The organism is Streptomyces sp. NPDC091280 (assembly GCF_044768565.1).
Lineage (GTDB): Bacteria > Actinomycetota > Actinomycetes > Streptomycetales > Streptomycetaceae > Streptomyces.
In genome coordinates, this window is the sequence record NZ_JBIVUZ010000009.1 from 18819 (window position 1) to 45041 (window position 26223).

Below are 26223 nucleotides of genomic sequence, written 5' to 3' on the forward strand. Positions count from 1 at the left end.
TCACTACCCGCCGGAGGACAGATCGGTGCGCGGAGCGGCACCGAGATGCGCGCCGACCCGCTTCACGAGCAGTGTCATCTCGTAGGCGACCTGTCCGACGTCCGAGTCCGCGTCGGCGAGGACGGCGAGGCAGCTGCCGTCACCGGCGGCCGTCACGAACAGGAAGGCCTCGTCGAGTTCTACGACGGTCTGCCGGACGCTGCCCGCCTCGAAGTGGCGGCCGACGCCCTTGGCGAGGCTGTGGAAGCCGGAGGCGACGGCGGCCAGGTGTTCGCTGTCCTCACGGGTCAGGTCCTGGGACACGCCGGTGGGCAGGCCGTCGCCGGAGAGGACGATCGCCTTGCGGATGCTGGCGACGCGCTCGACGAGGTCGTCGAGGAGCCAGTTCAGCCCGCGCTGGTCGGTCGTCCCGTGGCCGGTCGCCTCTGGTGCGGTCATCGACCGTCCCCCTTAGTTCCTTGTGCTGTGCCGCCTCGGACGTCGTCGCCCTCGGCGTTCTCCTCGCGGCCACGCTGCCAGCCGCGCTGGAGCGATGCCATGCGGCTGCGTACCTCGTCGGCGTCGCGCTCCACGACCTCCGCCGGGCTGGTGGTGCGCCGTTCGGGGTCCTTCTTCAACTGCGGGGCCAGATTGGCCTGGCGCACCCGTCTGGGCAACGCCTCCAGGTCGGGCCCGGCCTCGCCGGAGGAGGTGCCGGAGTCCGGAATGCTGGACGCGATCTCGGCCCGCCGGGTGCGCCGGGGCAGCGCGGGGGTCTCGGGCGGCTCGCCCGATCCACGCCCCGGGGAGGCCGAAGAAGTCGCGGGTACGTCGGTACGACGCCGTAGCGGCGTGTCTCCGCGCCGCCGGGCCGGCAGCGGGGCCGGGCCCTCCGGGTCGGTTCCGCTCGGGCCCGCGGTGAGGCCGTCGTAGCCGCCGTCCCCGGGATCCCCCGGTTCCCGTCGCGAGCGCTGTTCGACGACCGGGCGTCCGTGCGAGCTGACCAGCTTGGGCGTCCGGCGCCGGGGCAGCGGAAGCGGATCGTTCCGGCGGATGTCGGCATCCCCGCGCGGTCCGTCATCGGCCTCGGAGAGCTGCTGTCGCGGTTCTACGGGGCGTACGGGGGCGAGGTCGTCCCGCAGGCCCGGACGGCGGGGACGGAACATCTCGCCGCGTTCGCCGTCCTCGTCGTCGAGGGCGTCCGGGAAGCCGGTGAGGGTGTCCAGGTCGACCGGGGCCTCCAGCTCGACCGGCCCGTCCAGGAGAGCGGGCGAGAGGCCGGGCATCTTCGTGGGCACCTGGGAGAGCGCGGAGCGGTGGCTCTCCTCGAACTCGGCCTCCTTGGTCGGCCGGGGGCGGTCGAGGCGGAAGCCGATGCCGTTGGTGTCCGGGATCTCGTCACTCAGGAGGGCGTCGGGGATGAACACGACAGCGGTGGTGCCGCCGTAGGGGGAGGGCTGGAGGGAGACGCGGACGTTCTGCCGCTGGGCGAGCCGGCTGACCACGAACAGGCCGAGCCGGTCGGTGTCGGAGAGTTCGAACTCTGGTGTCTCGGCGAGCCGGAGGTTGGCGTCCAGGAGCGCGTCGGCCGCCATGCCGAGGCCTCGGTCGTGGATCTCCAGGGTGAAGCCGTTGGCGACCCGCTCCCCCACGACCTGGACGGCGGTGTGCGGCGGGGAGAACACCGTGGCGTTCTCCAAGAGTTCGGCGACCAGGTGGGTGAGGTCCGCGACGGCGGGGCCGGTGACGGCGATCCTCGGCAGCCGGCGGACCTCGATGCGCTCGTAGTCCTCGACCTCGGCGACGGCCGCGCGGACGATGTCCATGAGCTGGACCGGCTTGCGCCACTGCCGGGAGGGGGCCGCACCCGAGAGGATCACCAGGCCCTCGGCGTGCCGGCGCATACGGGTCGTCAGGTGGTCGAGGCGGAACAGGTCGGCGAGTTCGTCGGTGTCCTCGGTCCTGCGCTCCATGGTGTCCAGCAGGGTGAGCTGCTTGTGCAGGAGGACCTGGCTGCGCCGGGCGAGGTTGACGAAGACCTCGGAGACGCCGGAGCGCAACTCGGCCTGTTTGACGGCGGCTTCGACGGCGGCGCGTTGCAGGGTGTTGAGTGCCTGGCCGACCTCGCCGATCTCGTTCCGGTCGTACTCCAGCCGCGGGACCTCGGTCTCGACGTCGACCACCTCGCCGACCGACAGACGGCGCATCACGCTGGGCAGCCGGACGCCGGACGCCTCGTGGGCGTCCAGGCGGAGCTGGCGCAGGTCCCGGATGAGGCCGCGGCCGATGCGCACCGACAGGAACAGCGAGAGGAGCAGGGCGATCAGGCCGAGGACGCCGGCGACGGCCGCCTTCAGGATGACGTTTATCGCGACGGGGCGGACGCGGTCCTGATAACGGTCGTTGGCCTGGTCGTCGAGGGTGCCGAGCCGGTCCAGCGCGGCACCGGCCGCCGTGTTCCAGGTCTGCGCGGTGACATCGCGGGGCGAGCCGGACTCCGAGGAGGCGGCGGCCTGTTCGGCCACGCGCAACGGGGCGCTGGCCGCGTTCTTCCAGAAGCGATCGAAGTGGCCGCGCTCGGAGGCGGGCAGCAGCGGCAGGTTGACGTCGTACAGCAGGGTCCGCTCGGCCACGAGGTCGGAGACTGCACGGGTCTCCGCGCGGGTGAGTTCGCCGACGATCAGCGAGGAGCCGAGCAACGCGTCCTCGCGGGAGAGGAGTTCGCGGGCGCGGGCGAGGTTGACGAGGGCGCGGTACTGCTTGTCCATCTCGACGTTGTCGACGACGTGGAGGTTGGTCAGCAGCACGTAGCAGGGGTCGACCAGGCGGTTGTAGAGGTCGAGGGCCTGGGCGCGGCTCACGGTGCCGTCCTCGACGCCGCGCCGCAGGGATCCCAGGCCGTCGAAGGCGTCGAGCACGGCGGCGACACGGCTGTCGGTGGCCTGGCCCATCGCGTCCCGGACGTCGGGATTCCGGGCGTTCTTGCGGATCTTGGCGACGGCCTCGTCGGTCGCGGTGCGGCTGCGCTTGAGGTCGGCGAGGCCGTCGGCGGCGCGCGGGTCGGCGAGGTAGACGAGCGACTGGCGCCGTTCCTGCTGGATGACGCGGACGGTGTCCTCGGTGGGGTAGCCGATCTTCTCGACGACCGACGACACGTTGAACAGGTCTCCGGCCGCACGGCCGGTGAGGACCGTGGCGAACGCCCAGATCGCGGTCAGGGACACGAGGGGCACGAGAAGGAGCGCCACGATCTTCCGGCGGATGGACTTCCCGCGAAAGCGCATGGTCTCCCCCAGCTGGACCCCCGCCGGCCGGGGGTACACATGTGCGTCAACAAACGGCGCGAGCCTACTACTGACACACAGGTAACTCGAAGAGCTGTCCGGAGCGTGAACTTCCGCACCAGGGACCGGACATGGGGAGGTGTCAGGGCATTACGGGAGATTGCCGTCACGATTCCACGAGGTTCGCCGGACCTGACCTGATCGACCCGCACGGCCAGTTGGCCGGAATTTTTCCTTCGGTGGGAATCTTCGCGGGATGTTGTTCGTCTTTCTCTACGGGACATGGGTGCGGAACCGGCCACACGAGCCGCATCCGCCCCCGGGCGGCGTAAAACAGGGCAGGCCGGGCACCCACTGGGGAGCCGGATTCTTCGGAGTCCGGGACGAGTGGTGCAGCGGCGGTGGGGAGGACACGTTGATGGGCACGGCGGAGCGGCAAGAGGCGCTTGAGGACGGCGTGACGGCGCGGTCGACGGGGGAAGGCGAGGCTCCGGCGCGCTCAAGCGCACCGAAGGCGGCGGGGTTCGAGGGGCCGCGCGCGGCCCGCGCGACGGCCGAACAGCGGGAGTACGCAAGGCCGTTGTGGATCGAGGAGCCCGCGCGTCGTCGGCGGCTGCCCGATCCGGTGCGTACGGCGGCGGTGCGGGCGGTGCTCATCATCGCCGTGACGCTGATCCAGGGCACGGTGGCCTTCCTGTGCACGATGGCCGGGTCCTGGCTGGCCTTCCCGATGGTGATCAGCAGCGTGGTCAGCACGGTGGTGGCCACCTGGGGCGTCCTCGACGTATGGGTGACCCGCCAGATGTGGAACCAGCGCAACGGCGTCGTCTCGGAGCCCAGCAGCACGGCACGGGCGCTGCGCCGTGAGCGGCGGCGGGCCCAGCGTCAGGCGAAGGCCACCCGGCGGGCGCAGGAGCGCATAGCCCGCAAGAGCGGCACCGGGCAGCTGTCGCACTCCTGAGTCCCGCCCACCGCTGACGTCCGTCCTCCCGCGACGGACCTCTCCCACAGGGCGGCCGGCTTCCTACGGGGCGGTCGGCGCCGGTCGTTTGAACATGCGGGTCGCCGTGATCTCGCTGTGCACCGACTCCCCCTCTCCGGCGGGGGCCTGCTGCGGCAGTCCCGGCCGGAGGTGCTCCTCCACGCTGATGTACTTCAGGCCGGCCCTGAGGTCGGCGTCGTTGCGCAGCCGGATGACCAGCGGGAACTCGGCGAGTGCGGTGGTGTCGAACAGGCCGGTGGTGTACAGGAGTTGGACACCGAGCGCGTCGGACACGGCGCGCTGGAGTTCCAGCAGATAGGTGGCGTTGGCCCGTCCGATGGGGTTGTCGAGGAAGAGCGTGCCGGCGTGCCGGTGCTTGTCCCGGCCCCGGTCGTTCGAGCGCAGCGCGGCCATCGTGCAGTACAGGGCGATGGCCGCGGTGAGCAGCTGGCCGCCGGAGAAGACGTCGCCCATCTGTCCGACAGGGACGCGCTCGGCCCGCAGCACGGCGTCCGGCTTGAGGATCTCGACGGCGACGCCCTTGGGCTCAAGGGCCGCCCCGACTCCCCGCAGCAGCAAGGACATTCCGTCGCGGCGCATGTCGGAGTTCTTCTTCACGGCGGCCCGGGTGGCCTCGTCGACGACCTCGCCGAGCCGCTCGGTCAGCGTGGCCTGGTCGGGCTCGTCGAAGCGGATGCGCACGAACTCCTGCCCGGACCACTCGCCGAGCCCCTCCGGCAGCTGGGACAGCCGCTGCGCGGACCGCAGGGTGGCGAGTGCCGACTCGACGAGCCCGCGGAGGCGGTCCACGATCGAGTCGCGGTTGCGTTCCAATTGCGCCAACTCGTCGGTGAGGACCCGGAGTCGGGGCGCGAAGGCGTCGGCCCACTTCTGCGCGTGCTCGGGCAGGGAGGACGCCGGCAGCTCACGGATCTGCTGCCGCGCGGGCGTCCGCACCTGCTCGTACCGCGTCGCGTTGGCGTGCCGCACCAGCACATCACTCGCCTCCCGTACGGCGCCCTCGGCGGCGGACAGGTCGGCGGCGCAGCCGCGCAGCGAGCGACGGGCCTCGGCGGCGGAGTGCCGGGCCTCCTCCAGGCCGCCCGGGTAGGGCTCGGGCTCCTCCTGGTCCTCGTCGGAGGCGTGTTCGCGCAGCAGGTCCCGCAGCAGCGCGGCGGTCTCGTCGAAGCCGCCGGCCCCGTCCTCGGCGGCGCGGTGGGCGTCGAGGAGTTCGGCGTGCGCCTCGCGGGACTGGGCCAACGCCTCGGTGCGGGAGGCGAGTTCGGCCGTGGCGGTGCGCAGCAGGGCCTGGGCGTGCTCTGCGTCGCGCGGGATCAGCTCCTCGGCCAGCTCGGTGTGTGCCTCGCCGTCCTCGGGCGCGTGCCGTTCGGCCTCGCCGCGCAGCCGCCCGAGTTGCTCGCTCGCGTTCGACACCCGGGTCTCCAGCAGCTGCACCAGTTCCTCGGCACGCGCCGCGGCGGCCTGCCGGGACGGCCCGTCGGAGCCGTCGGGCGACTCCAGCAACTGCGCCGCGCGGGTGCGGACCTTGTTGCTGAGCCGGTCCAACTCGGCGCTGGCCGCGCTTTCGTCGCTCTCCGCCCGCGCCTGCTCGGCCCGCAGGTCGGCGCCGACACCGACCTTCTCGTAGAGCTGCGACGCGGCGCGATAGGCCTCGCGCAGGGCGGGCAGCGAGGGCTTGGGCGCGTCGGGGCCGTCCGCCGGTACGTCGTCGGGGGCGCCCGCGATCTCGGAGCGCTCGGCGCGCAGCGCCCGGGCCGTACGGCGGGCGTCGTCGGCGGCGCGCTGGGCGGCGCGGCGGTCCTCGTCGGCGGCGCGGGCCCGCTCCAGGCAGGACTGGGCGCGGGCCTCCGACTCGGTCGCCTCGTCGGCGAGTTCGCGGAGTTTGACCTGCCAGCCGGCGCGTTCCCGCAGCCGGAAGGCGAGTCCGGCGAGGGCGTCGGCGGCGCGCCGGGCCTTCTGCGCGGTCTCCTGCCGTTCGTCGCGGACCTGGGCGGCCTCGGCGGCGGCTTCGTCGGCCTCGGCCCGCAGGGTCCGCGCCTCGGCGAGCTCGGCCTCGGCCTCCTCGGCGAACGCTCGGGTGTCCTGCGCGGACCGGGCCAGTTCGACCAGCCGCCCGCTCGGACAGCCGGTGCGCCAGGAGGCGAGCCGTGCCGCCAGTTCACGGTCCTTGCCGAGCCGGGCGGCGAGCGTGCGGATCTCCTCGTCCCGCTCGGTGGCCCGCGCGCGCAGCGCCTGCCGCTCCTCGTCGGCGGCGTGCTCGTCGTGCATGGCCGGGTTCGGCGGGACGAGGAACACATCGGAGGCGGCGCCGTCGCGCGCGTCGGCCGCCGGGGTCGGGGCGAGCAGAGCGGCGGCCGTACCTACGGCCACGGCGGAGCGGGGCAGCAGGGCCGCGTCGCTGAGCGCCTCGCGGGCACGCGCGTGCGTGTCCGGGTCGGTGATGATCACGCCGTCGACCAGCTCGGGCCGGGCGGCCAGCACGCGCGCGTGGTCGACGGGGTCGACGGCCTGCGCGAGGTAGCGCCAGCCGGGCAGGGCGGGGATGCCGTGCTCGCCGAGGTACTCGACGGTGGCCAGCACGTCCGGGCCGGGCGGCAGCAGTCCACCGTCACCGAGCGCGCCGAGGATCCGGGAGTCGTCGGCCGCGGCGGTACGCAGGTCGAAGAGCTGTCGCTCGCTTGAGGCGACGCCGTCGTCGAGCAGTTCGCGCAACTCGTCGGCGAAGCGGTCGAGTTCCTCGGAAGTGAGCGGGCCCTCGACGAGGGGGCGGGAGGACTTGGAGTTGCCGGAGGGGGTGAGGGAGACGGGGTCGGCGGCGGAACCGCCGTTCGCCGCACCCTCGTTGGCACCGCGCGGCACCGGCACGCCACCGGCACCACTCGCACCCGCACCCGCACCCGCACCCGCACCCGCACCCGGCAGGCTCAGCAGTTCGGCGAGCCGCTCCTCCTCCGCCAGCCCTTCCGCGAGGCGCCGTTCCGCGTCGTAGGTGCGCTCGGCGGCGGTCGCCGCGTCGGACGCGCGGGCCGCCGTCAACTCCGCGCGGGACTCGGCGGAAGCCGCTTCGCGGGCGTGCTCGGACGCGCGGCGCGAGGCCTCGCGCGCGGTGTCCCAGGCGGCGACGGCCGTCTTCTCGGCGTCGCTCGCGGCGAGGGCCGCGCGGGCGGGGTCCGCGTCGGGGGCGGTGTCGTCGAGCCAGCCCGCGCGTACCGCCTCGGCGGTCTCCTGCTCGACCTCGGACAGGCGCTGGCGCAGATGTCCGATCTCGCTGCGGGCGCGCTGTGCCTCGGTGGCGGCGGAGGTCGCGTCCCGGTGGGAGGTCTCGCCGACCTCCTGGAGCGCGGCGGAACGCTCCTCGCCCTCGTTGGCGAGGTTCTCGGCGCTCTCCGCCGCGTCGTGCAGGGCCCGTACGAGATCGACGGCGGCCTTGGCGCGGGCGGCGAGCGCGGGGGCGGCGTCCCGCTCGGCCTCGCGGATGGCGACGGCCACGCGCGCGGAGCGGTCTGCGGCGGCACGGTGGCGCAGCACGGCCTCGGCGGCCTGCCAGGCGGAGTGCAGGGTGCGCGCGTCGGCGAGTTCGCGCTTCTGCGCGGCGGCGGACTTCTCCGTGGTGGCGAGCGCCAACGAGGCGTGCCGGTAGGCGAGTTCGGCGGCGATCAGCGCGCTGCGCTCCCGGGCCGCCTCGGAGTGCGTGACGGCGTACGCGGCGGCGGTGACCCGCTGGGCGAGATCGGCGGCCCGCACTCGCTCCCGCGCGCCCCGCGCGGACAGCCGGCGCGCCAGGGTGCGGGTACGGCGCTCGGCGCCGGCGTGGATGTCACGCGCGCGTGCCCGTGCTTCGGCGGCCTCGACGATCCGGCCGAGCAGGTCCACGGACCCGGCCGTGAAGTCCCGCTCCGCGATCAGCTCGGCCCGGCGCCCCAGCTTGTTGCCGAAGCCGCCGACCAGGTCGGCGAGCCCGTCGGTGTCCCGGGTGTCGGTGACCGCGCGCAGCAGCAGGTCGGTGAAGTCGGAGTCCTTCTTGACGGCGAAGAGGCCGGCGGCCTCGCCCTCGTCGGCGTTCATCTCCCGCTGGTAGCGGAAGAGTTCGGGGTCGAGTCCGAGGTCTCCGAGGTGCTCGATCCAGCGGTCGTGGATCTCCTCCCAGTGGACTTCGAGGTGCGGATACGCCTTGCCCGCCTCGGTGATGGCGTCCCGGAACCCCTTCATGGTGCGGCGTCGGCCCTGCGCGCCGGAGGCACCCTCGACGGGCGGCCGTACGGAGGTCGCCTCGGCGACGGGGAGGTTGTCGAGGCTCAGCCCCGGACCGGGCCGGAACGAGTACCAGGCCTCGGCGAACTTCCGCGGGTCGTTGGAGACCTGGCGCCCGCGCCACTCGCTGACCTTGCCGACGACCACGCACTCACCGGTCAGTGTGTGCTGCCACTCCAGGGCGACATGCCCGCAGTCGTCCGCGAGGAGGAACTTGCGCAGCACACCGGAGCTGGCGCCGCCCAGCGTGTTGCGGTGGCCCGGCAGCATCACCGAGAAGATCAGCTTCAGCAGGACGGACTTGCCGCCGCCGTTCTCCAGGAAGAGCACACCGGCGGGCGCGGGGCGGCGCGGCGGTCCGACGGGCTCGTCCTCGAAGAACTCCGCCTGGGTGGGGGCGGGGTCGGGCACGGGCTTGCCCACGCCTCGCAGGTCAAGCACGGTGTCGGCGTAGCGCGCACCGGCGGGCCCGATGGAGTAGAGGCGGACCCGGGACAGCTCGTACATGGCGGACTCTCGTCGTAAGTCTTCGGCAGGTGTGGGGGGTTCGTGGGTCTTGCTGGCGGGGCTGGGGTCAGGAGTGGAACGGCAGTCCGGCGTCGGCCACCAGCTCCAGGTCCTCGGTGTCCTCGGCGGGCAGCAGGCTCGCGGTGCCGTCGGTGACCGGGACGACGCCCAGCTCCAGCAGTTCGGCCATGGCGGCGCTGCCGGCCATGTCACGCACCTGGAGCTGGTAGCGGGCGGTCGTGCGGTACGTCCCGCCGTTGTCGTCGCCCGTGCGCTGGAGGAAGCCGGAGTCGGTGAGGAACGCGGCGGCCTTGCCGACGATGCCGGTGGTCGAACCGGCCAGTCTGCGGGCGTCCTTGGTGGCTCCGGTCGCGCTGCGTCTGACCCAGATCCGCCAGGCGGCCTCCAGGCCGGGGGCGTCGGTGGCCGGGTCGGTGTTCATGCCCTGCTCGTCGGCCCGCTCCTCCAGCCGGCGGCAGGCCTGGCGCACGAAGGCGTCGACGCCATTGACCGTGACGCGCCCGATGTAGCCGTCGTCGGCGAGGTCCTCGGGGCGTGGGAACGCCATCGCGGCGACGGACAGATGCGCGAGCCCGTGCAGGAAGCGGTCCCCGGAGTCGGCGGCGGTACGGCGCGCGTAGTCGCCCATGCGGACGGCGAACACCGAGTCCTCGGCGGCGGTCACGGCCATCCCCGCGCGCGGGGACACCTCCAGGACGACCAGTCCGAGCCCGGCGGCCACGGCGTCGGCGAGCCGCGCGAACGGCGGGTCCTCCCGGTACCGGCGCAGCAGCTCCGTGTATTCCTGGTCCCGCGCGGGCTGCAACTTGGGCTGTAGTCCGAAGGCGACGAGCCGGGCCGCGTCGGCGGCGTCGGCGGGCGTGATGACGGCGGTGACCGGCACGGCGGCGGCCTCCGGCTCACTCCATTCGACGTGCTCGCTCACGGTCGGGGCTCCTTGCCGAGGTGTTTCGTACGACGGTCGTTCGCACAACGGTGGGTCAGGCAGCGGTCGTTCTCACGACGGAGGTTCACGCAGCCGTCGCTCTCACAACGGTGGTTCACGCGGCGGTCGTTCATCCCTTACGCCGCCTCCGTCCGGCCCGCCGCCATTCCCGCCGCGTCCAACAGGGCCGTTCCCACGATGAGATCGGCCCCGCCGAACTCGGGATCGTCCAGCTCGACCCCGTCGTCCACGGCGAACAACAGCTTCGGCTCGCCCTGCCGGTACGCGGTGCCGACCGGCGGACTGGCCGCGTGCACGGCCAACAGGGCGACCAGGTAGGGCAGTTCGGGATCCTGGCGTCGCGCGTCCGCCAGCAGCCCGGACAACCGCCGGGGCGCGTCGGCGGGCAGGTCGAGCAACTCCATCGCCGCCGCGAGCTGTTCCTCGCTGAAGCGGCTGTCGTCCGGCGTGGCGATGAGATCCGGCTCCGGCATCTCCGCGCCGAGGTGCTCCCGCTCCTGGGGCGGCGTCAGCAGTATGTCGACGAGGTCGCCGACCCGGACGGACATCGGTGTGCGCAGCCCCGTCCCGCGCGCGAAGAACGCGTCCGTGACCCGGATCGCCTGCTCCAGGGGCAGCGGCAGCACGGGCGAGACGAGATGGCCGTAGAGGTCTATCCCGGACGTCGTCATGGGGGTGGCGAAGGCCTGCCGGTCCTGTTCCGCGCGGAACAGCGGTCCGGCCTCCAACAGGCGCGACTGGAGTTGGGTGTGGCGTCGGATGCAGTCCTTGACGATGTCGACCAACTCGGCGGCGCGGCGCTTCTGTTCGGGGTCCTCGGACTCGTCGCGGGCCTTGCGGATGTTGGTGAGGATCGCGTTCTCGTGGCGGTAGCGGTCGGCGACGTGGTCGAGGGCCTCGGCGATCATGTCGGGCACGGCGTTGAGCCAGTCCACCGCGCGGACGTTGCGCCGGGTGGCGTCCAGGGCGCGGCGGAGGGTCTCCGAGTACTGCACGGTGCGGTAGCGGGCCTGCTCGGCGGCGAGCTGGGCGTCGGCGAGCCGACCGCGGCTGATCAGCACCTCAAGCTTGACCTCGGCGGCGATCTGCGCGCTGGTGACGTCGGTGTCGAGGGCGCCCACGAGGACGTTGACGGCCTCGTCGGTCGTCCGGAGGTAGACGCTGCCGCCGTAGCCCGGGACCTCCTCGATCAGCTTGAAGTCGTAGTCGCGGCGCACGTAGGTGCCGTCCTGGGCGAACGTGCCGTAGACGGTGCGGAAGCCGCGGTCGACGCTGCCGACGTTGATCAGGTTCTCCAGGACCCAGCGGGCGACGCGCTCGTGTTCGGCGACGAGGCGCTGCGGGGCCTGGGCGGCGATGCGCGGGATGAGCCTGGCCACTATCTGGTCGTGGTCGGCGCCGGTGTCGAAGTCCATGTTGAGGGTGACCAGGTCGATGGCGGCGAGGGCCACCTCCGCCATGCCGTAGACCGAGTACTCGCCCGCCAGGTTCGCCTTGCGCGCGTCGAGGTCGTGCAGCGGCGCGGTGCAGGCGAGCGCGCGCAGTCGCCGCGCCAGTCCCTCGTCGGCGGCCGGGCCCGGGGCGGGGCGCGGCCCCGCGCTGAACTGGGGCGGAACGCTGTCCGTCGATGCAGGCGAAGTCACGCTGCACAGACTAGGTCCTCGGTCTGACAACGACCCAAACGACGCAGAAGCCACTACCGCCACCACCGCGACCACCGCCCCGGCCGTGCGCGGAGGTCGACCGGGTGCCGCGCCGTGCGGTGCCGTGCCGCGCTCAGCCGAGGACCGTACCGTCCTCGCCGACCCGCTGCCGGTACGCGTCGACGACCCGTCGCAGCGAGTCGTCGAGGTAGACCGCGAGCAGCCGCTCGGCCTCCGCGGCGGCCCCCGCCTGGAGGGCCTGGAGGATCAGGCGGTTGCGCTGGAGGTAGGGCTCGTGGAGCGCCTTCGGGTCGTCCACGAGGTGGAAGGCGAGCCGGAGTTCGGCGAAGACGCTGCGCATCAGCTCGTCGGTGCGGGCGCTGCCGGCGAGGTCGACGAGTTCCCGGTGGAAGTGGATGTTGGCCGTACCCACTCCTTTCCAGTCATCCTCGACGGACGCCAACTGCCCCTCGGTCACGGCCGCGGCGAGTCGTTCGAGGGCGTAGGGCGGTTCGCCCAGGCCGCGCACGACGGCGCACTCGACGAGGCGGCGGGTGCGGTAGATGTCCTCGACGTCCTCGACGGTCAGGACCCGGACGAAGACGCCCCTGTTCAACTCGTGGACGAGCAGCCGCTCATGGGTGAGCAGCCGGAACGCCTCGCGGAGTGTGTTGCGCGACACACCGAGCGCTCCGCCGATGCTGTCCTCCGAGAGCCGGGTCCCCGGCGGGAAGTAGCCCTCGGCGATACGGCTCCTGAGGATGTCCGAGACGCGTTCGGCGGTGCTCGTACGGCCCAGGAGGGCGCGGTCGTCTGCCAGTCCCGCCAGCTGATCTGCCATGCCCGGAATTCAACCGCAGATACAAGAACGAAACAACATGCCTCTTGAAGGATCGTTCAACGATCCTCTACTTTACTTTTCATGGCGCCACCCGCTCTCCCCGGCGCCCACGGCTTCCGCACGGCCCGGCTCAGTCCCAGCACCCTCCGTCCTCCCTCTGCGAGGTGCACATGAGCACGACCCCTCCACCTCAGGCCCTGAACACCGGAACCCAGCCCGCCACGGACGAACCGACCGCCGACGACGGCACGTTGGCCTGGCTGCGGGCACTCGGACCCAACGGCCGCCGGGCCTTCGCGGGCGCGTTCGGCGGCTACGCGCTGGACTCCTACGACTACTTCACGCTGCCGCTGAGCATGGTCGCGCTGGCCGCGTACTTCGGCCTGGACAGCGGTCAGACGGGCCTGTTCACCACGGTCACCCTGGTCGTCTCGGCGGTCGGGGGCGCCCTGGCGGGCGTCTTCGCCGACCGGGTGGGCCGCGTCAAGGCCCTGATGATCACGGTGATCACCTACGCCGTCTTCACGGTGGCCTGCGGCTTCGCGCCCAACTACGAGACCCTGTTGGTGTTCCGCGCCCTCCAGGGCCTCGGTTTCGGCGGCGAGTGGGCGGTCGGCGCGATCCTGGTCGCCGAGTACGCGAGCGCCAGGCACCGCGGCCGTACGCTCGGCGCGGTGCAGAGCTCCTGGGCGGTCGGCTGGGCGCTGGCCGCGGTCGTCTACACGCTGGTCTTCTCGTTCCTCGGCGACGACCTGGCCTGGCGGGTGATGTTCTGGACCGGCGCGCTCCCCGCTCTGCTGGTGCTCTGGATGCGGCGCCGGGTGCACGACGCTCCCGAAGCGACGGCCGTGCGCGAACAGAACGCCCAGAAGGGCTCGTTCGTGGCGATCTTCAGGCCGGGCACGGCCGAGGCGCCGGGCCTGCTGCGCACGACGGTTTTCGCGGGCCTGCTCTCCACCGGCGTCCAGGGCGGCTACTACACCCTGGCCACCTGGGTGCCGACCTACCTCAAGACGGAGCGCGGCCTGTCCGTCGTCGGCACCGGCGGCTATCTGACCTTCCTGATCTCCGGCGCCTTCCTGGGCTACCTGACCGGCGGCTACCTCACCGACGTACTCGGCCGCAAGCGCAACATCTGGCTCTTCGCCCTGCTCTCGGCGATCTGCATCCTGGTGTACACACACATCCCCAACGGCGCCAACACCCTTCTCCTGGTACTCGGTTTCCCGCTCGGGTTCTGTATGTCGGCGATCTTCAGCGGCTTCGGCTCGTACCTGAGCGAGCTCTACCCGACCGCGCTGCGCGGCACGGGACAGGGCTTCACCTACAACACGGGCCGCGCGGTCGGCGCCGTCTTCCCGACCCTGGTGGGCTTCCTGGCCGACAGTTGGGGTGTGGGCGGAGCGCTGGTCTTCGGGGCCATCGGTTACGGCATCGCGGCGCTGGCGCTCCTGGGGCTGCCGGAGACGCGTGGAAAGGAACTGGCGTGAACCGCACGGAGGACCGTCCCCCGACCCTCGTCGACCAGCACGCGCACGCGTGGAGCCCACGCACGGCCAGGGCCCGCTTCCGGGCCGGTCTGACGGGTCCCACGGCCGGGATCGCGGCGGGCCACACCCAGGCCAACCTGATCTCGGTGCCCGCCGACTGGGCGTACGACATGCTGCTGTTCTGCCAGCGCAACCCGAAGCCGTGTCCGGTGCTCGACGTCACGGACGCCGGCTCCTGGCGGACGGTGCTGGCCCCCGGCGCGGACCTGCGCACCGATCTGCCGCGCTACCGGGTGTGGCGGGACGGCGAGTTGGCGGACGAGCCGACGGACGTACGGGCGTACTGGCGCGAGGACCTGGTGTCGTTCCTGATCGGGTGCAGCTTCACCTTCGAGTGGTCGCTGAGCGAGGCTGGTGTCCCGATCCGGCACATCGAGCAGGGCCGCAATGTCCCGATGTACGTCACGGGCCGCCCCTGCCGCCCGGCGGGGCGGTTGCACGGCCCGATGGTGGTGTCGATGCGCCCGGTGCCCCCGGAGCACCTGTCGACGGCGATCCGGGTGACCGCGCTGCTCCCGGCGGTGCACGGCAGCCCCGTGCACTGCGGCGATCCCGCGGGGCTCGGCATCACCGACCTCGGCCGTCCGGACTTCGGTGATCCGGTGGCCGCCGCGCCGGACGACATCCCGGTGTTCTGGGCCTGCGGAGTGACCCCGCAGGCCGCGGTGATGGCGTCCCGTCCGCCGTTCGCCATCACCCACGCGCCGGGCCAGATGTTCGTCACCGACGCCCGCGACGAGCAGTACCGCGTCGTCTGACCCGCCGCCCGACCAGTTTCCGGCCCAGTCGCCGGACCAGGAGAGATGATGATCGATCTGAACGCCGACCTCGGCGAGGGCTTCGGCCGCTGGCATCTCACCGACGACGAACAGCTGCTGTCCGTCGTCACCAGTGCCAACGTGGCCTGCGGCTTCCACGCCGGGGACCCGGTCACCATGCGACGGGTGTGCGAACTGGCGGCCGGGCTCGGGGTGAGGGTCGGCGCGCAGGTGTCCTACCGGGACCTGGCGGGCTTCGGACGGCGCGCCATGGAGGTGCCGTCCGCCGAGCTGGCGGCCGAAGTGGCGTACCAGATCGGCGCCTTGGAGGTGTTCGCCCGCGCGGCGGGCACCCGCGTGTCCTACGTCAAACCGCACGGCGCGCTCTACAACCGGGTCGTGCACGACCCCGAGCAGGCCGCCGCGGTGGTCGAGGGAGTGCTCCTGGCCGGCGGCTCGCTGCCGGTGCTCGGGCTGCCCGGTTCGGTCGTGCTCGACCTGGCGGCCAAGGCGGGGCTGCCGGCCGTCACGGAGGCGTTCGCGGACCGCGCCTACACCGACGAGGGCACGCTCGTGCCGCGCGGCCGGGACGGCGCCGTGGTCACCGACCCCGAGGCCGTCGTGGAGCGCTCGCTGGGCCTGGCCCGCTCCGGCACGGTCGACGCGCTCTCCGGGGCCCGTATCGAGGTGCGGGCCCGCTCCCTGTGCCTGCACGGGGACACGCCCGGCGCGGTCGACCTGGCCCGCAGGGTCCGGCGGCGGCTCCTGGAGTCGGGCGTCCGGGTGGAGGCCTTCGCGTGAGGGCACTGCCCGTGGGGGAGGACGCGCTGCTCGTCGAGGTCGCTTCCGGGGAGGAGGCCGAGGCCGTCCACGCGGAGCTGCTGCGCCGCCGCGCGGAGGGCCTGCTCACCGTCCGCGAGATCGTCCCGGCCGCCCGCACCGTCCTCCTGGACGGCCTCGCCGACCCGGCCCGCCTGGCCTCCGAACTGACCGCCTCCGAACTGCCTCCCGCTCCCCCACGCGCGCGCGGGGTCGTCGAACTCCCGGTGCGCTACGACGGCCCGGACCTCGCCGACGTCGCCGCCCTGTGGGGCGTCCCCGAGCGGGAGGTGGGCCGCATCCACGCGGCCACCGAGTTCCGTGTCGCCTTCTGCGGCTTCGCCCCCGGCTTCGGGTACCTCACCGGCCTCCCGGCCCGCTACGACGTCCCGCGCCGGGCCACCCCGCGCACGGCCGTCCACGCCGGCGCCGTGGGCCTGGCGGGGCCGTACACCGGCGTGTATCCCCGTGCCTCGCCCGGGGGTTGGCAGCTGATCGGCACGACGGACGCCGTCCTGTGGGACCACACGCGCGTGCCCGCCGCGCTGCTGTCGCCCGGCACGCGGGTGCGCTTCGTCCCGGTGGCGGACGTATGACCGACCGCGCACTGGCCGTCGTCCGGGCCGGGGCCCTGACCACCGTGCAGGACCTGGGGCGGCCCGGACACGCGCACCTGGGGGTGCCGCGTTCCGGGGCGCTCGACGGGCCCGCGGCGGCGCTCGTCAACCGGCTGGTCGGCAACCCGCCCGAGGCGGCCGTCCTGGAGACGACCCTCAACGGGTGTGCCGTACGGCCTCGTTCAACGATCCTCGTGGCGGTCGGCGGCGCGCCCTGCCCGGTCACGGTGGACGGACGGCCCGTCGCCTGGGGCGCGCCCGCGCACGTGCCCGCCGGGACGCTCCTGGACATCGGACCGGCCTTCTCCGGAGTGCGCTCCTACGTCGCGTTCGCCGGCGGTGTCGCCGTGGAGCCGGTGCTCGGCAGCCGTTCCACGGACCTGCTGTCCGGGCTCGGTCCGGCGCCGCTCACGAACGGCGCCATACTGCCGCTGGGGTCCCCGAGCGGCCTGCACGCGCGCGTGGACTTCGCCCCGCAGCCGCGCCCCCCGGTCGAACTCGTCCTCCGGGTGACGCTCGGACCTCGCGACGACTGGTTCACACCGGAGGCGGTACGGGCGTTCACGTCACGCGTCTACCAGGTGTCGTCGGCGAGCAACCGCATCGGGCTGCGCACCGAGGGCCCGGCCCTGGAGCGGGCGTCGACCGGTGAACTCCCCAGCGAGGGCATGGTCCTGGGCGCCGTCCAGGTGCCCCCGGACGGCCGCCCCGTGGTCTTCCTCGCCGACCATCCGACCACGGGCGGCTACCCGGTGATCGCGGTCGTCCGCCCGGCGGACCTCCCGGCCGCCGCGCAGGCGGTGCCCGGAACCCCGGTCCGTTTCGTGGCCGTACGGCGCCGCTGAGGCCCCGTGGGGCCCTACGCGGCGTCCGGCCGCTGCTCCCCCACCGTGAGGGCGGCCAGCGCCGCCGACACCGCGTGGGACGCGCTCAGGTCGAGCCGGGCGCTGGTGCCCCGCGCGCGGTGGCGCATCTCGTCGGCGGCCAGCCTCAGGAGCTGCGGCAGCAGGTCGGTGCAGCGGCGGGCCACCCAGCCGGTGCCCGCTGTCGCCAGCCACCACAGGCTGGCCGACTTGGTGGGCACCGGGAACTCGGGCTCGGGCGAGGGTGCGGCCCCCGTGGCCACGCCCTCCTCGGCGAGCAACGCGTGGAACCGCAGCGCCAGTTGACGGTGGCCGCGCTCTCCGGGGTGCAGCCGGTCCGCGCTCCAGATCGCGCGGTCCATGATCCACTCGCCCTCGGCGGCATGCAGATGCACGGCGCCGTAGCGTTCGGAGAGCGCGTGCACCACCGTGTTCACGGCGCGCTGCCGCCTGGCCAGCGGGCGGGCCAGCGCGCCCGGGAGGCCGAGCATCGCTCCCGGGTCGGGCAGACAGGCCGTCAGCAGGACCGCGCCCTGTGCCGTGAAGGCGGCGTAGACCTTGTCGAGCCGGGCGGCCAGGGCCTGGATGTCGAAGGTGCAGCGCAGGGTGTCGTTGACGCCTATGACTACGGACACGACGTCCGGGCGCAGGGCGAGCCCGGCCGGGGTCTGCCGTTCCAGGACGTCCCGCGACTGTGCCCCGCTGACCGCCAGGTTCGTGAACTCCACGGTGTCTTGGGGCTGTTGGACCAGCCCGTCGGCGAGCAGCGCGGCCCAGCCGCGCCAGGCCCCGTCGACGGGATCGCCCACGCCCTCGGTGAGCGAGTCACCGAGGGCGACGAAACGGACCGTGCTCATGCCACGCCTCCGGGCACGAAGCGCCGTACCGGGACGTCCGCGTCGTGCGCGGCGAGGAAGGCGTCGACCGCCGTGTCCCAGCCGAAACACTCGGCACGCGCGCGTGCGATCTCCCGCCGCTCCGGCTCGGAGCGCTCCAGCAGCATGTCCACGGCGTCCGCGAAGGCCCGCCCGTTGTCCGCGGCCGTGGCGCCCGCGGAGCCGATGACCTCGGGCAGCGCGGACGAGGCGCTGGCCACCACGGGCGTGCCGCAGGCCATCGCCTCCAGGGCGGCGAGCCCGAAGGTCTCGGCGGGCCCGGGTGCCAGGCACACGTCGGCGGAGGCCTGGAGCGCGCCGAGCAGCCGCCGGTCGGAGACGTGCCCCAGGAAGGTGACCGGCAGCCCGCGCTCCCGCGCCCGCTGTTCGAGCCGGGCCCGCAGCGGCCCGTCGCCCGCGACCACGAGGACCGCCCGCCGCCCGCGCCGTACCAGCGACTCCAGGGCGTCGAGCGCGGTACCGGGCCGCTTCTCCACGGAGAGCCGGGTGCAGGTCACCAGCAGAACCTGGTCCACGCGCGCGTACTCCGCGCGCACCACCGGGTCCCGCAGCGCCGGGGTGCGCCCCACCAGGTCGACGCCCAGCGGAGCCCGTACGACATTGCGGGCGCCGATGCGGACGAACTCCCGCTCGGCGAACTCGGTGGTGCACACCACGCGCGCGTAGGTGTGCGCCGTACGGACGTTGAGGGCGTCGGCAGTGCGCCGGGACATGTTCTCGGACAGGCCCCAGGTGCGCAGGACGCCGTCGGCGGTCTCGTGGGAGACCATCACGGCGGGGACCCGGGCCCGCCTGGCCCATTTGCCGGTCCAGCGCAGGGTCGTACGGTCGGACACCTCCAGGCGGTCGGGGGCGAGCTGTTCCAGGAGGTGGGCCACCCGCCGCTTGTCGGCGAGGACGCGGTAGCCGCCGGTGCCGGGGAGCAGCGGACCGGGCAGCGTGATGACCCGGCCCTGTTCGGTCTCGCGGTCGCTGTGGCGCTCGCCGGGCACGATGAGGACCGGGTGGTGCCCGGCCTCCTTGAAGCCCTTGCCCAGCTCGCGCAGGGCGGTGCGCAGCCCCCCGGAGGCGGGGGCCACGAAGTTGGCGAGCCGCACGATCCGCAGCGCAGCGGTGTTCACGCCGCCACCACCACCTTGCGGGCGGCGAGGACGTCCCCGTAGTGCGCGATCAGCTGGTCGCCGACGGCCGCCCAGGTGCGGCCCTCGACCATGGCCCGCGCGGCGGTGCCGTACTCGGCGCGCAGCGCGGGATCGGCGGCCAGGGTCCGTACGGCGTCCGTCACCGCGTTCTCGTCGCGGGGCGGGACGAGGAACCCGGTGCGCCCGTGGGCGACCAGGTCGAGCGGTCCGCCGGCGGCGGGCGCGACGACGGGAACGCCGCTGGCCATGGCTTCCTGGACGGTCTGACAGAAGGTCTCAAAAGGTCCGGTGTGCACGAATATGTCCAACGAGGCGAAGATACGGGCGAGCTCGTCGCCGGTACGCCGGCCGAGGAAGACCGCGCCCGGCAGCGCCTCGGCGAGGTGCGGCTGGCTGGGCCCGTCGCCGACCACGACGACCCGGACGCCCTCGATGCCACAGGCTCCGGCGAGGAGTTCGATCTGCTTCTCGGGGGCGAGCCGGCCGACATAGCCGACGATCAGTTCGCCGTTGGGGGCGAGTTCGCGGCGCAGGGTCTCGTCGCGGTACTCGGGGCGGAAGCGCTCGGTGTCCACGCCGCGCGCCCAGAGCCTGACCCGGGGCACGCCGTGCGCCTCCAGGTCGCCCAGGGCCGCGCTGGAGGGCGCCAGGGTGCGGTCTGCGGCGGCGTGGACGGACCGTATGCGCCGCCAGGCGGTGGCTTCGCCGGCGCCGACGTACGTACGGGCGTATCCGGCCAGGTCGGTCTGGTAGACGGCCACGGCGGGGATGCCGAGCCGGGCGGCGGCGGCCATGCCGCGGACGCCGAGGATGAAGGGGCTGGCCAGGTGCACGATGTCGGCGCGGTGTTCGGTGATGGCCGCGGCGACGCGTCGGCTGGGGAGGGCGACGCGGACCTGGGGGTAGCCCGGGAGCGGTAGGGAGGGGATGCGGATGACAGGGCACGGCGACTGGGCGTCGGGCCCGCTACCGGCCGCGGTGGCCGGCGCGACGACGAGCGGATGATGACCGCGATCCACGAGGTGCCGGGCGGTCTGGAGCGCGCAGTGGGCCACGCCGTTCACATCGGGGGGAAAGGATTCGGTCACGATGACGACACGCATACCGGTGTTGTCGCCGTGCTGGACGTGCCCGCGTCAACGTGGATCTATGCGAACGGTGAACGTCCCATGAGCGTTGCGCTGCGCGCCCGAGCAGGTCAGACGGCGTCCATGCCCGTCTGACCCGCGGGTCATCCCGTGTTCACACTGCGGGGGCGTCGGGCCCGATCCGGCTCCGGACGGCTGTCTGGACCTCCGCTTCCTCGGCCGGGTCGGCGGCGAGCCTGCGGAGCTGTTCCACGACCCGGGCGTCACCGGTCTCGGCGTGCCGGGCGGCGATCTCTCGGGTGGTCTCCTCGCAGTCCCAGAGGCATTCGACGGCGAAGCCGGTGGGGAAGGAGGGGTCGGTGGCGGCCAGGGCGCGGGCGGCCCGGCCGCGCAGATGGGACGAGGCGGTCTCGCGGTACACATGGCGCAGAACGGGTGCCGCGCAGGCGATGCCGAGGCGTCCGGCGCCGTCGACGAGGGTCCACAGGGTGGGGGCGTCGGGCCCTTCGCCCATGACGGCCTCCCTGAGGGCGCCGAGGACGAGGTCGCTGTCCTGGGCCCCGCCCCGGCAGGCGAGCATCCGTCCGGCGGCGGCGCCGAGCGGATCGGGCCGTCGGGCCCAGCCGCGGGCCCGGTCGACGGCGGCGACGGAACGCATCCGTTCGAAGGCGTCCACCGCCGCGTCGACCACGGACGCGGAGCCGGTGGCGACCGCTTGTTCGATCAGCTGGAGGGCTTCGGAGTCATTGCTGTCGGCGAGGTACCGCAGGGCGGTGCAGCGGGCTCCCTCGCTGCCGTCCTTGGCCGCCTCGACGATCTCCGGCCGGTCCTCGGGGCCGGCCACCGCGCCGAGGCAGCGGGCGGCGGGGACGTGCAGCGCGGCTCCGCGTTCGACGCCCTGTTGGGCCCATTCGAACACCGCTTGCACACTCCACCCCGGACGGGGCCCGGTAGGTCGCAGCTGCCGTTGCCAGCGGTCGAAGCAGCCGGTTTCCTGGGCGGCACGCACGCGCGTGGCGATCGATTCCCGTGAGTCCTCGGCCCACAGCCGCCAGGGCCGGGGCTCGAAGGCGTCCCGCACGGCGGTGGCCAGTTCGGCCTCGCCCTCGGGATCGGCCGGGAAACGCGCCAGCACGGGGGCGGCGAGGGCCCGCAGGCCCGCGTCGTCGTCCCTGAGCGCCAGTTCGTCCAGCGCCCAGGCCCAGTTGGTCCCGGTGGCCGCGTACCGGCGCAGCAGCGCGAGCGCGTCCCGCCTGCCGTAGGAGGCGAGGTGCCCGAGGACGGCGAGGGCGAGCCCGGTGCGGGACTCCTCGGTGTCGAGGACGTCCTCGGCGTCGAAGAGGTGGGCCTCCACGGCGCTCAGGTCACCGTTGAGATCGAGGTACAGACGGGCGTAGTACAGGGAGCGGTTCTCCACCTGCCAGTCGTGGCGGGGGTCGCGCAGCACGCAGTGGTTCAGCGCAGCCAGTGCCTCGGCACGGGGGGCGGTGAGCGCGTGCAGTGTGCCGTCGCCGCGGCCCCGCTGAAGCAGGCCGAGCAGCGTACCGCTGGGCGCTATGACCGGATCGAACATGGGAAACAGCCTCACATCAAGCGTCGACGCAACCGGGGGACGTGCACTACCTGGCAGCGTGACAACACGTCGGGGCGCCCGCCGTTTCCTGCTTGCTGTAGACCATTTTCCTCTGCCTCTCGTCGGTGGCCCAAGCGGACCCTCACGGTCCGCGCGGTGCGGCAACACCTGCCCGGCCATCGCGTCCGTGAATCACGACGTCATGATGACCCGGCAGTTCTCGCTGCCGCGACCGAAATTTCGGGCGGCCCCGTGCTGCCTTCCCCCGTTTTCCCCCGTTTTCCTTGTCGTACCTGGTCACAAGGCCCGTCCTGGTGGCTGACGGACCTCACACCTCAGTGCGCGCCGAACAGCTCCAGCAGCTCGGCCTTGCCGAACATGCGGGCCGTGTCGAGTGCCGACGGAGTGCCCGCGGCCGGATCGGCACCGGCTTCCAGCAGGACTTCGATCACCTCTTGCTCGCCCTTGAAGACGGCTCCGGCGAGCGGCGTCTGCCCCCGGTCGTTGATCCGGTCGGCCTCGGCCCCCCGCGCCAGCAGGGCCCGTACGGCGTCGGCGTGCCCGTGGTACGCGGCGAGCATCACCAGGGAGTCGCCGCGGTCATTGGTGAGGTTGGCCGGAACGCCCGCGTCCACATACGCCACGAGCGCCTCGGTCCCGCCCTGGCGGGCCAGATCGAAGATCTTGGTCGCGAGCTCCACGACCTCGGGGTCGGGGGCTTCACTCATCGGCCTGACCGCCTCTCACTAGTACGGGTGAATCGCCAGCGTACTGGCTCCGCCGACACATGACCGGCCCCCTCCGAGGCAAAGATCACCACAGGGCCCGACACAGGTGAAACCCCTGCTCAGAGGGCCCGAATGCGCTCCGCCATCAGAGGGAAATCCGCCGAAATTCACCCAGTTGCACCTTTTATCGTATGGATACATCCTGTGATCCTGGAAGAACTCATGGTGACTGTCCCCACGAACCAGGAGAGCTCAAATGATCCTGTCCATGTCAGGCGTCGTCCTTCTCGGCATCATCGTCTTCCTCTTCTTCAAGAAGGACGGCCTCAAGGCCTCGCACGCCCTGGTGGCCGCACTCTTCGGCTTCTACATGGCCAGCACGGCCATCGCGCCGAGCATCAAGGCCGGCGGGGAGAGCCTGGCGAGTCTCCTCGGCGGCATCAAGTTCTGACGCAACCACCCGTACGCACCACCAGGAGACAGCAGTGGCCCGGCGCCCCCTCCCCCGCATCCTGAGCAACGGCAGCGCACAGATCGCCCGGAGCCGGGAGCTGGCCCGGACGGCGGCCGACAGCGCCACCGACGTCCTCCATCCGCTGATCACGATCACTCGCGGTCTGCGCCGGCTGGCATCCGCCGGGCGGCGCAGATGGGCCGACACCCCCAAGGACAAGCGCGGGCCACTGTTGTTCCTGGTGGCCTCCGTGGTCCTGGTGGTGGCACTGGTGCCGTACGGCCCGCTGCTCGCCGTCATCGTCCTGATGGCGGCGGCAGCATGGCACGGCCGCGACCGCACCCCACCGGCGCCCGAAGGACCCGACGAGTCCCAGACCAAGCGCCTGCAATCCCTCTACGAGGCCCTGGTGCCCTACTTCTCGGCCGCCGAGGACCCGGCACCCCTGTTCGCCCACGGCGGCGACTGGGAGAAGGCCTTCCCCGCCCACGAGTTCGACGGCGCCGGCCGGATCACCCACCTGGTCGTCCGCTACCCGGCCTACTTCACCGACGGCGAGCCGGACTCCCGCGCGCGGATCGAGCAGCTGCTCACCGCGAAGTCGGGCCGCGGCCGGGAGTACCGCTTCGACTGGGACGAGGAGGGCAACCAGCTCACGGTCGGCGTCCTCGCCCCGCTCCCCACCGACATCGCCGCCCAGCGCTTCGTGACCGCGCCCGGCGAGACCGTCCTCGGCTTCACCGACGCAACCCACGTCCACCGCACGCTCCCGCTGAGCCACGGCACCGAGCAGCGCGACGTCCCCCCGGTCGTCTGGCGCACCGGCATCCGCTCCACCGAACCGAACCTCCTGGTCATGGGCCAGCCCGGCAGCGGCACCTCCACCCTGCTGCGCTCCATCGCCCTCCAGGCCCTCCAGTACGGCGACGTCCTGATCGTCGAGGGCGGCGGCACCGGCGAGTACGCGTGTCTCACCGGCCGGGACGGCGTCCTCGCCGTCGAGTGCGGGCTGACCGGCACGCTGGCCAGCCTGGAGTGGGCCGCGCAGGAGACGGAACGCCGGCTGATCGCGGCGAACCACGCCCGCCAGTCGGGCCACCCGGCACCGGACGACACCAGGCGCCCCCTGTGGATCATCCTGGACCGCCCGAGCGCCTTCGCCCATCTGGCCGCCGCCGACGGCCGCCAGGACCCCCAGTCACTGCTCCAGGTACCCCTGCGGCACGGCCGCGCGGCCCAGGTGACGGTGGTGGTGGCCGACCAGTTCGACAGCGCGGACACCCTGAGCGACGCCGTACGACAGCACACCCGCGCGCGGGTCGTCCTCGGCCCCGCCACCGCCGACCAGCTGGAGGCGGTCCTCGGCGCTCCCCCGCACACCACCCCGATCGCCCAGGTGCCGCCCGGCCGCGGCTACGCCCGCCTCGGCAACGGCCCGGTGCACCGCCTCCAGGTACCGGCGACCCCGGACCCCTACGACGACGCCACGAGCGACGCGGACCGCCAGGCGGTGCTGGCCCTGCTCCCGCCGCGCACGACTCCGGCGGACGCGGCGGAGACGGTGGCGACGGAGACCGTGCCGACGGAAGCGGTCGTGGAGGCCGTGGTGGCGGAGACTTCGTAGCGGCCGGCTTCGGTGCGGTCCGCCTTGGGGCAGTCCGCTTCGGGCGGTGCGGGGCGGGCGGTCAGAAATCGCCCGCCCCGCACCCGCACCCGCACCACCCACGCACCCGCCCCGGACGCGTCCCGTCGCCGACTACGCCACGAACGTCCGCGGCGACTCGGCGCCACCCCCGCCGACCCCGTTCTCCACCAGCCGGGCCGCCGCGGCCAGCCGGGCCGCCGCCTCCTCGGCCACCGCGCCGCCCACGGTGAACGGCAGCCGCACATACCCCTCGAAGGCCCCGTCCACGCCGAAGCGCGGCCCGGACGGGACCCGTACGCCCACCCGCTCCCCCATCTCGGCGAGCCGGGAACCCGACAGCCCGCCCGTGCGCACCCACAGCGTGAGTCCACCCCTGGGCACCTCGAACTCCCAGTCGGGCAGCTCCCGCCGTACCGCCGCGACCAGCGCGTCCCGGTTCTCCCGGGCCTGGGTCCGCCGGATGTCGACGGCCTGTTCCCAACCGCCCGTGCTGAACAGCCAGTTGACGGCGAGCTGTTCCAGCACCGGGGTGCCGAGGTCGGCGTAGGCGCGGGCGGCGACCAGGCTGCGGATCACGTCCGGAGCCGCGCGCACCCAGCCGATGCGCATGCCGGCCCAGAAGGCCTTGCTGGCGGAGCCGACGGTGATGACGGTCGAACCGGCCGGGTCGAAGCCGCAGACGGGCCTCGGCATCTCGACGCCCTCGTCCAGCCACAGTTCGGTCATCGTCTCGTCGGCGACGAGCACGGTGCCGGCCGAGCGGGCCGCGTCGACGAGCTGGCGCCGCTGGTCGTCGTCGGCCAGGGCCCCGGTCGGGTTGTGGAAGTCGGCGACCACGTAGGCGAGCCGGGGCGCCGCGTCCCGCAGCACCTGCCGCCAGCGGTCCAGGTCCCAGCCGGTGAGGCCCTCGGCCATCGCCACGGGCACCAGCCGCGCGCCCGCCTCCCGCATCAGCTGGAGGATGTTGGCGTACGAGGGCGACTCGACGGCGACCCGCTCACCGCGTCCGGCGAAGAGATGGCAGATGGCGTCGATGGCGCCCATCGCACCGGTCGTCACCATGATCTGCTCGGGCATGGTCGGGATCCCGCGCAGGGTGTAGCGCTCGGCGATCATCGCCCGCAGCGCGGGCAGCCCGGCCGGATAGTCGCCATGTGTGTGGGCGTACGGCGGCAGTTCCTCCAGGGCGCCCTGGACGGCCCGGGTGAGCCACGGCTCGGGCGCCTGCAGGGCGGCGCAGCCCAGGTCGATCACCGAACCGAGGGCCTCCGGGGGCAACGGCTCCAGCCCGCGCGCGGGGAGCGGGTTTCCGGCCGGGACGGAGGTCCAGCTGCCGGCCCCGCGCCGGGACTCCAGGAAGCCCTCGGCGCGCAGCGACTCGTAGGCGGCGGCGACCGTGGTGCGGCTGACGGACAGCGCGAGCGCCAACTCCCGCTCGGCGGGCAGCCGGGCGGCCACTGGGACACGCCCCTCCAGCACCAGGAGACGGATGCCGTCCGCGAGGGCCCGGTAGGCGGGCGGGCGGCGGGTGCCGGGTCCGGCCGGGCGGTCCTGCTGGGAGTTGAGCAGCCGTGCCAGCTGTGCGGCGCCCATCGCCGAGGTCCACTGAGCCATG

Annotated in this window: 20 protein-coding genes; 8 read left to right on the forward strand and 12 right to left on the reverse strand. The window is 73.3% G+C overall.

What is annotated here, in order from left to right; genetic code table 11:
• Nucleotides 1-3: 3 nt before the first annotated feature.
• Together ACIQPR_RS26240 and ACIQPR_RS26245 are read right to left on the reverse strand one after the other, a co-directional pair.
• A complete protein-coding gene (locus ACIQPR_RS26240) occupies nt 4-438 on the reverse strand; it encodes a roadblock/LC7 domain-containing protein (protein WP_403652760.1) in 435 nt (144 codons plus the stop codon).
• Nucleotides 435-3263 (reverse strand): nitrate- and nitrite sensing domain-containing protein, encoded by a 2829-nt coding sequence (locus ACIQPR_RS26245; protein ID WP_403652763.1) that lies wholly within the window; start codon nt 3261-3263, stop codon nt 435-437. The genes ACIQPR_RS26240 and ACIQPR_RS26245 overlap by 4 nt, the downstream gene beginning before the upstream one ends.
• A gap of 418 nt (nt 3264-3681) precedes the next feature.
• Between ACIQPR_RS26245 and ACIQPR_RS26250 the strand changes: the two genes are divergently transcribed.
• The gene (locus ACIQPR_RS26250; protein WP_403652766.1) at nt 3682-4224 is read left to right on the forward strand and encodes a hypothetical protein; all 543 of its coding nucleotides are present in this window, start codon (nt 3682-3684) and stop codon (nt 4222-4224) included.
• Nucleotides 4225-4287: 63 nt separating this feature from the next.
• Here the strand turns inward: ACIQPR_RS26250 and ACIQPR_RS26255 are convergent, their stop codons facing one another.
• The 4 genes from ACIQPR_RS26255 to ACIQPR_RS26270 form a co-directional block, all read right to left on the reverse strand.
• Nucleotides 4288-9024, reverse strand: a complete 4737-nt coding sequence (locus ACIQPR_RS26255; RefSeq protein WP_403652769.1) for a hypothetical protein — start codon at nt 9022-9024, stop codon at nt 4288-4290.
• 67 nt (nt 9025-9091) lie between these two features.
• Nucleotides 9092-9970 (reverse strand): hypothetical protein, encoded by an 879-nt coding sequence (locus ACIQPR_RS26260; protein WP_403652772.1) that lies wholly within the window; start codon nt 9968-9970, stop codon nt 9092-9094.
• Nucleotides 9971-10107: 137 nt separating this feature from the next.
• Nucleotides 10108-11634 carry a hypothetical protein gene (locus tag ACIQPR_RS26265; protein WP_403652775.1) on the reverse strand — a complete coding sequence of 509 codons (1527 nt, stop codon included), beginning with the start codon at nt 11632-11634 and terminating at the stop codon, nt 10108-10110.
• Between the two features lie 133 nt (nt 11635-11767).
• The gene (locus ACIQPR_RS26270) at nt 11768-12475 is read right to left on the reverse strand and encodes a GntR family transcriptional regulator (protein WP_403652778.1); all 708 of its coding nucleotides are present in this window, start codon (nt 12473-12475) and stop codon (nt 11768-11770) included.
• A 170-nt stretch (nt 12476-12645) separates the two neighbouring features.
• Between ACIQPR_RS26270 and ACIQPR_RS26275 the strand changes: the two genes are divergently transcribed.
• Genes ACIQPR_RS26275 through ACIQPR_RS26295 form a run of 5 tightly spaced genes read left to right on the forward strand, consistent with a single transcriptional unit; the run spans nt 12646 to nt 17064 of the window.
• Nucleotides 12646-13965 (forward strand): MFS transporter, encoded by a 1320-nt coding sequence (locus tag ACIQPR_RS26275; RefSeq protein WP_403652781.1) that lies wholly within the window; start codon nt 12646-12648, stop codon nt 13963-13965.
• Nucleotides 13962-14783: a putative hydro-lyase gene (locus tag ACIQPR_RS26280; RefSeq protein ID WP_403652783.1), complete on the forward strand. Its 822-nt coding sequence runs from the start codon at nt 13962-13964 to the stop codon at nt 14781-14783. Before ACIQPR_RS26275 ends, ACIQPR_RS26280 begins: the two co-directional genes overlap by 4 nt.
• Before the next feature lie 48 nt (nt 14784-14831).
• A complete protein-coding gene (locus ACIQPR_RS26285; RefSeq protein ID WP_403652785.1) occupies nt 14832-15584 on the forward strand; it encodes a LamB/YcsF family protein in 753 nt (250 codons plus the stop codon).
• Nucleotides 15581-16198 (forward strand): allophanate hydrolase subunit 1, encoded by a 618-nt coding sequence (locus ACIQPR_RS26290; protein ID WP_403652788.1) that lies wholly within the window; start codon nt 15581-15583, stop codon nt 16196-16198. The genes ACIQPR_RS26285 and ACIQPR_RS26290 overlap by 4 nt, the downstream gene beginning before the upstream one ends.
• Nucleotides 16195-17064, forward strand: a complete 870-nt coding sequence (locus ACIQPR_RS26295) for a biotin-dependent carboxyltransferase family protein (RefSeq protein WP_403652791.1) — start codon at nt 16195-16197, stop codon at nt 17062-17064. The genes ACIQPR_RS26290 and ACIQPR_RS26295 overlap by 4 nt, the downstream gene beginning before the upstream one ends.
• A 14-nt stretch (nt 17065-17078) precedes the next feature.
• Here the strand turns inward: ACIQPR_RS26295 and ACIQPR_RS26300 are convergent, their stop codons facing one another.
• The 5 genes from ACIQPR_RS26300 to ACIQPR_RS26320 form a co-directional block, all read right to left on the reverse strand.
• Complete coding sequence (locus ACIQPR_RS26300; protein ID WP_403652794.1) at nt 17079-17939, reverse strand: SGNH/GDSL hydrolase family protein; 861 nt, start codon at nt 17937-17939, stop codon at nt 17079-17081.
• Nucleotides 17936-19099, reverse strand: a complete 1164-nt coding sequence (locus ACIQPR_RS26305) for a glycosyltransferase (RefSeq protein WP_403652797.1) — start codon at nt 19097-19099, stop codon at nt 17936-17938. The genes ACIQPR_RS26300 and ACIQPR_RS26305 overlap by 4 nt, the downstream gene beginning before the upstream one ends.
• A complete protein-coding gene (locus ACIQPR_RS26310) occupies nt 19096-20223 on the reverse strand; it encodes a glycosyltransferase family 4 protein (protein ID WP_403652800.1) in 1128 nt (375 codons plus the stop codon). The genes ACIQPR_RS26305 and ACIQPR_RS26310 overlap by 4 nt, the downstream gene beginning before the upstream one ends.
• Before the next feature lie 139 nt (nt 20224-20362).
• Complete coding sequence (locus tag ACIQPR_RS26315) at nt 20363-21781, reverse strand: HEAT repeat domain-containing protein (protein ID WP_403652803.1); 1419 nt, start codon at nt 21779-21781, stop codon at nt 20363-20365.
• Nucleotides 21782-22116: 335 nt separating this feature from the next.
• Nucleotides 22117-22509, reverse strand: a complete 393-nt coding sequence (locus tag ACIQPR_RS26320; protein WP_019066472.1) for an ankyrin repeat domain-containing protein — start codon at nt 22507-22509, stop codon at nt 22117-22119.
• A gap of 256 nt (nt 22510-22765) precedes the next feature.
• Here ACIQPR_RS26320 and ACIQPR_RS26325 point away from each other — a divergent pair, with 256 nt between their 5' ends.
• Nucleotides 22766-22960, forward strand: a complete 195-nt coding sequence (locus ACIQPR_RS26325) for a hypothetical protein (protein ID WP_019059657.1) — start codon at nt 22766-22768, stop codon at nt 22958-22960.
• Between the two features lie 34 nt (nt 22961-22994).
• The gene (locus ACIQPR_RS26330) at nt 22995-24587 is read left to right on the forward strand and encodes a hypothetical protein (protein WP_403652806.1); all 1593 of its coding nucleotides are present in this window, start codon (nt 22995-22997) and stop codon (nt 24585-24587) included.
• A gap of 132 nt (nt 24588-24719) precedes the next feature.
• Here the strand turns inward: ACIQPR_RS26330 and ACIQPR_RS26335 are convergent, their stop codons facing one another.
• Nucleotides 24720-26222 (reverse strand): PLP-dependent aminotransferase family protein, encoded by a 1503-nt coding sequence (locus tag ACIQPR_RS26335; protein WP_403652809.1) that lies wholly within the window; start codon nt 26220-26222, stop codon nt 24720-24722.
• Between the last annotated feature and the right edge of the window lies 1 nt (nt 26223).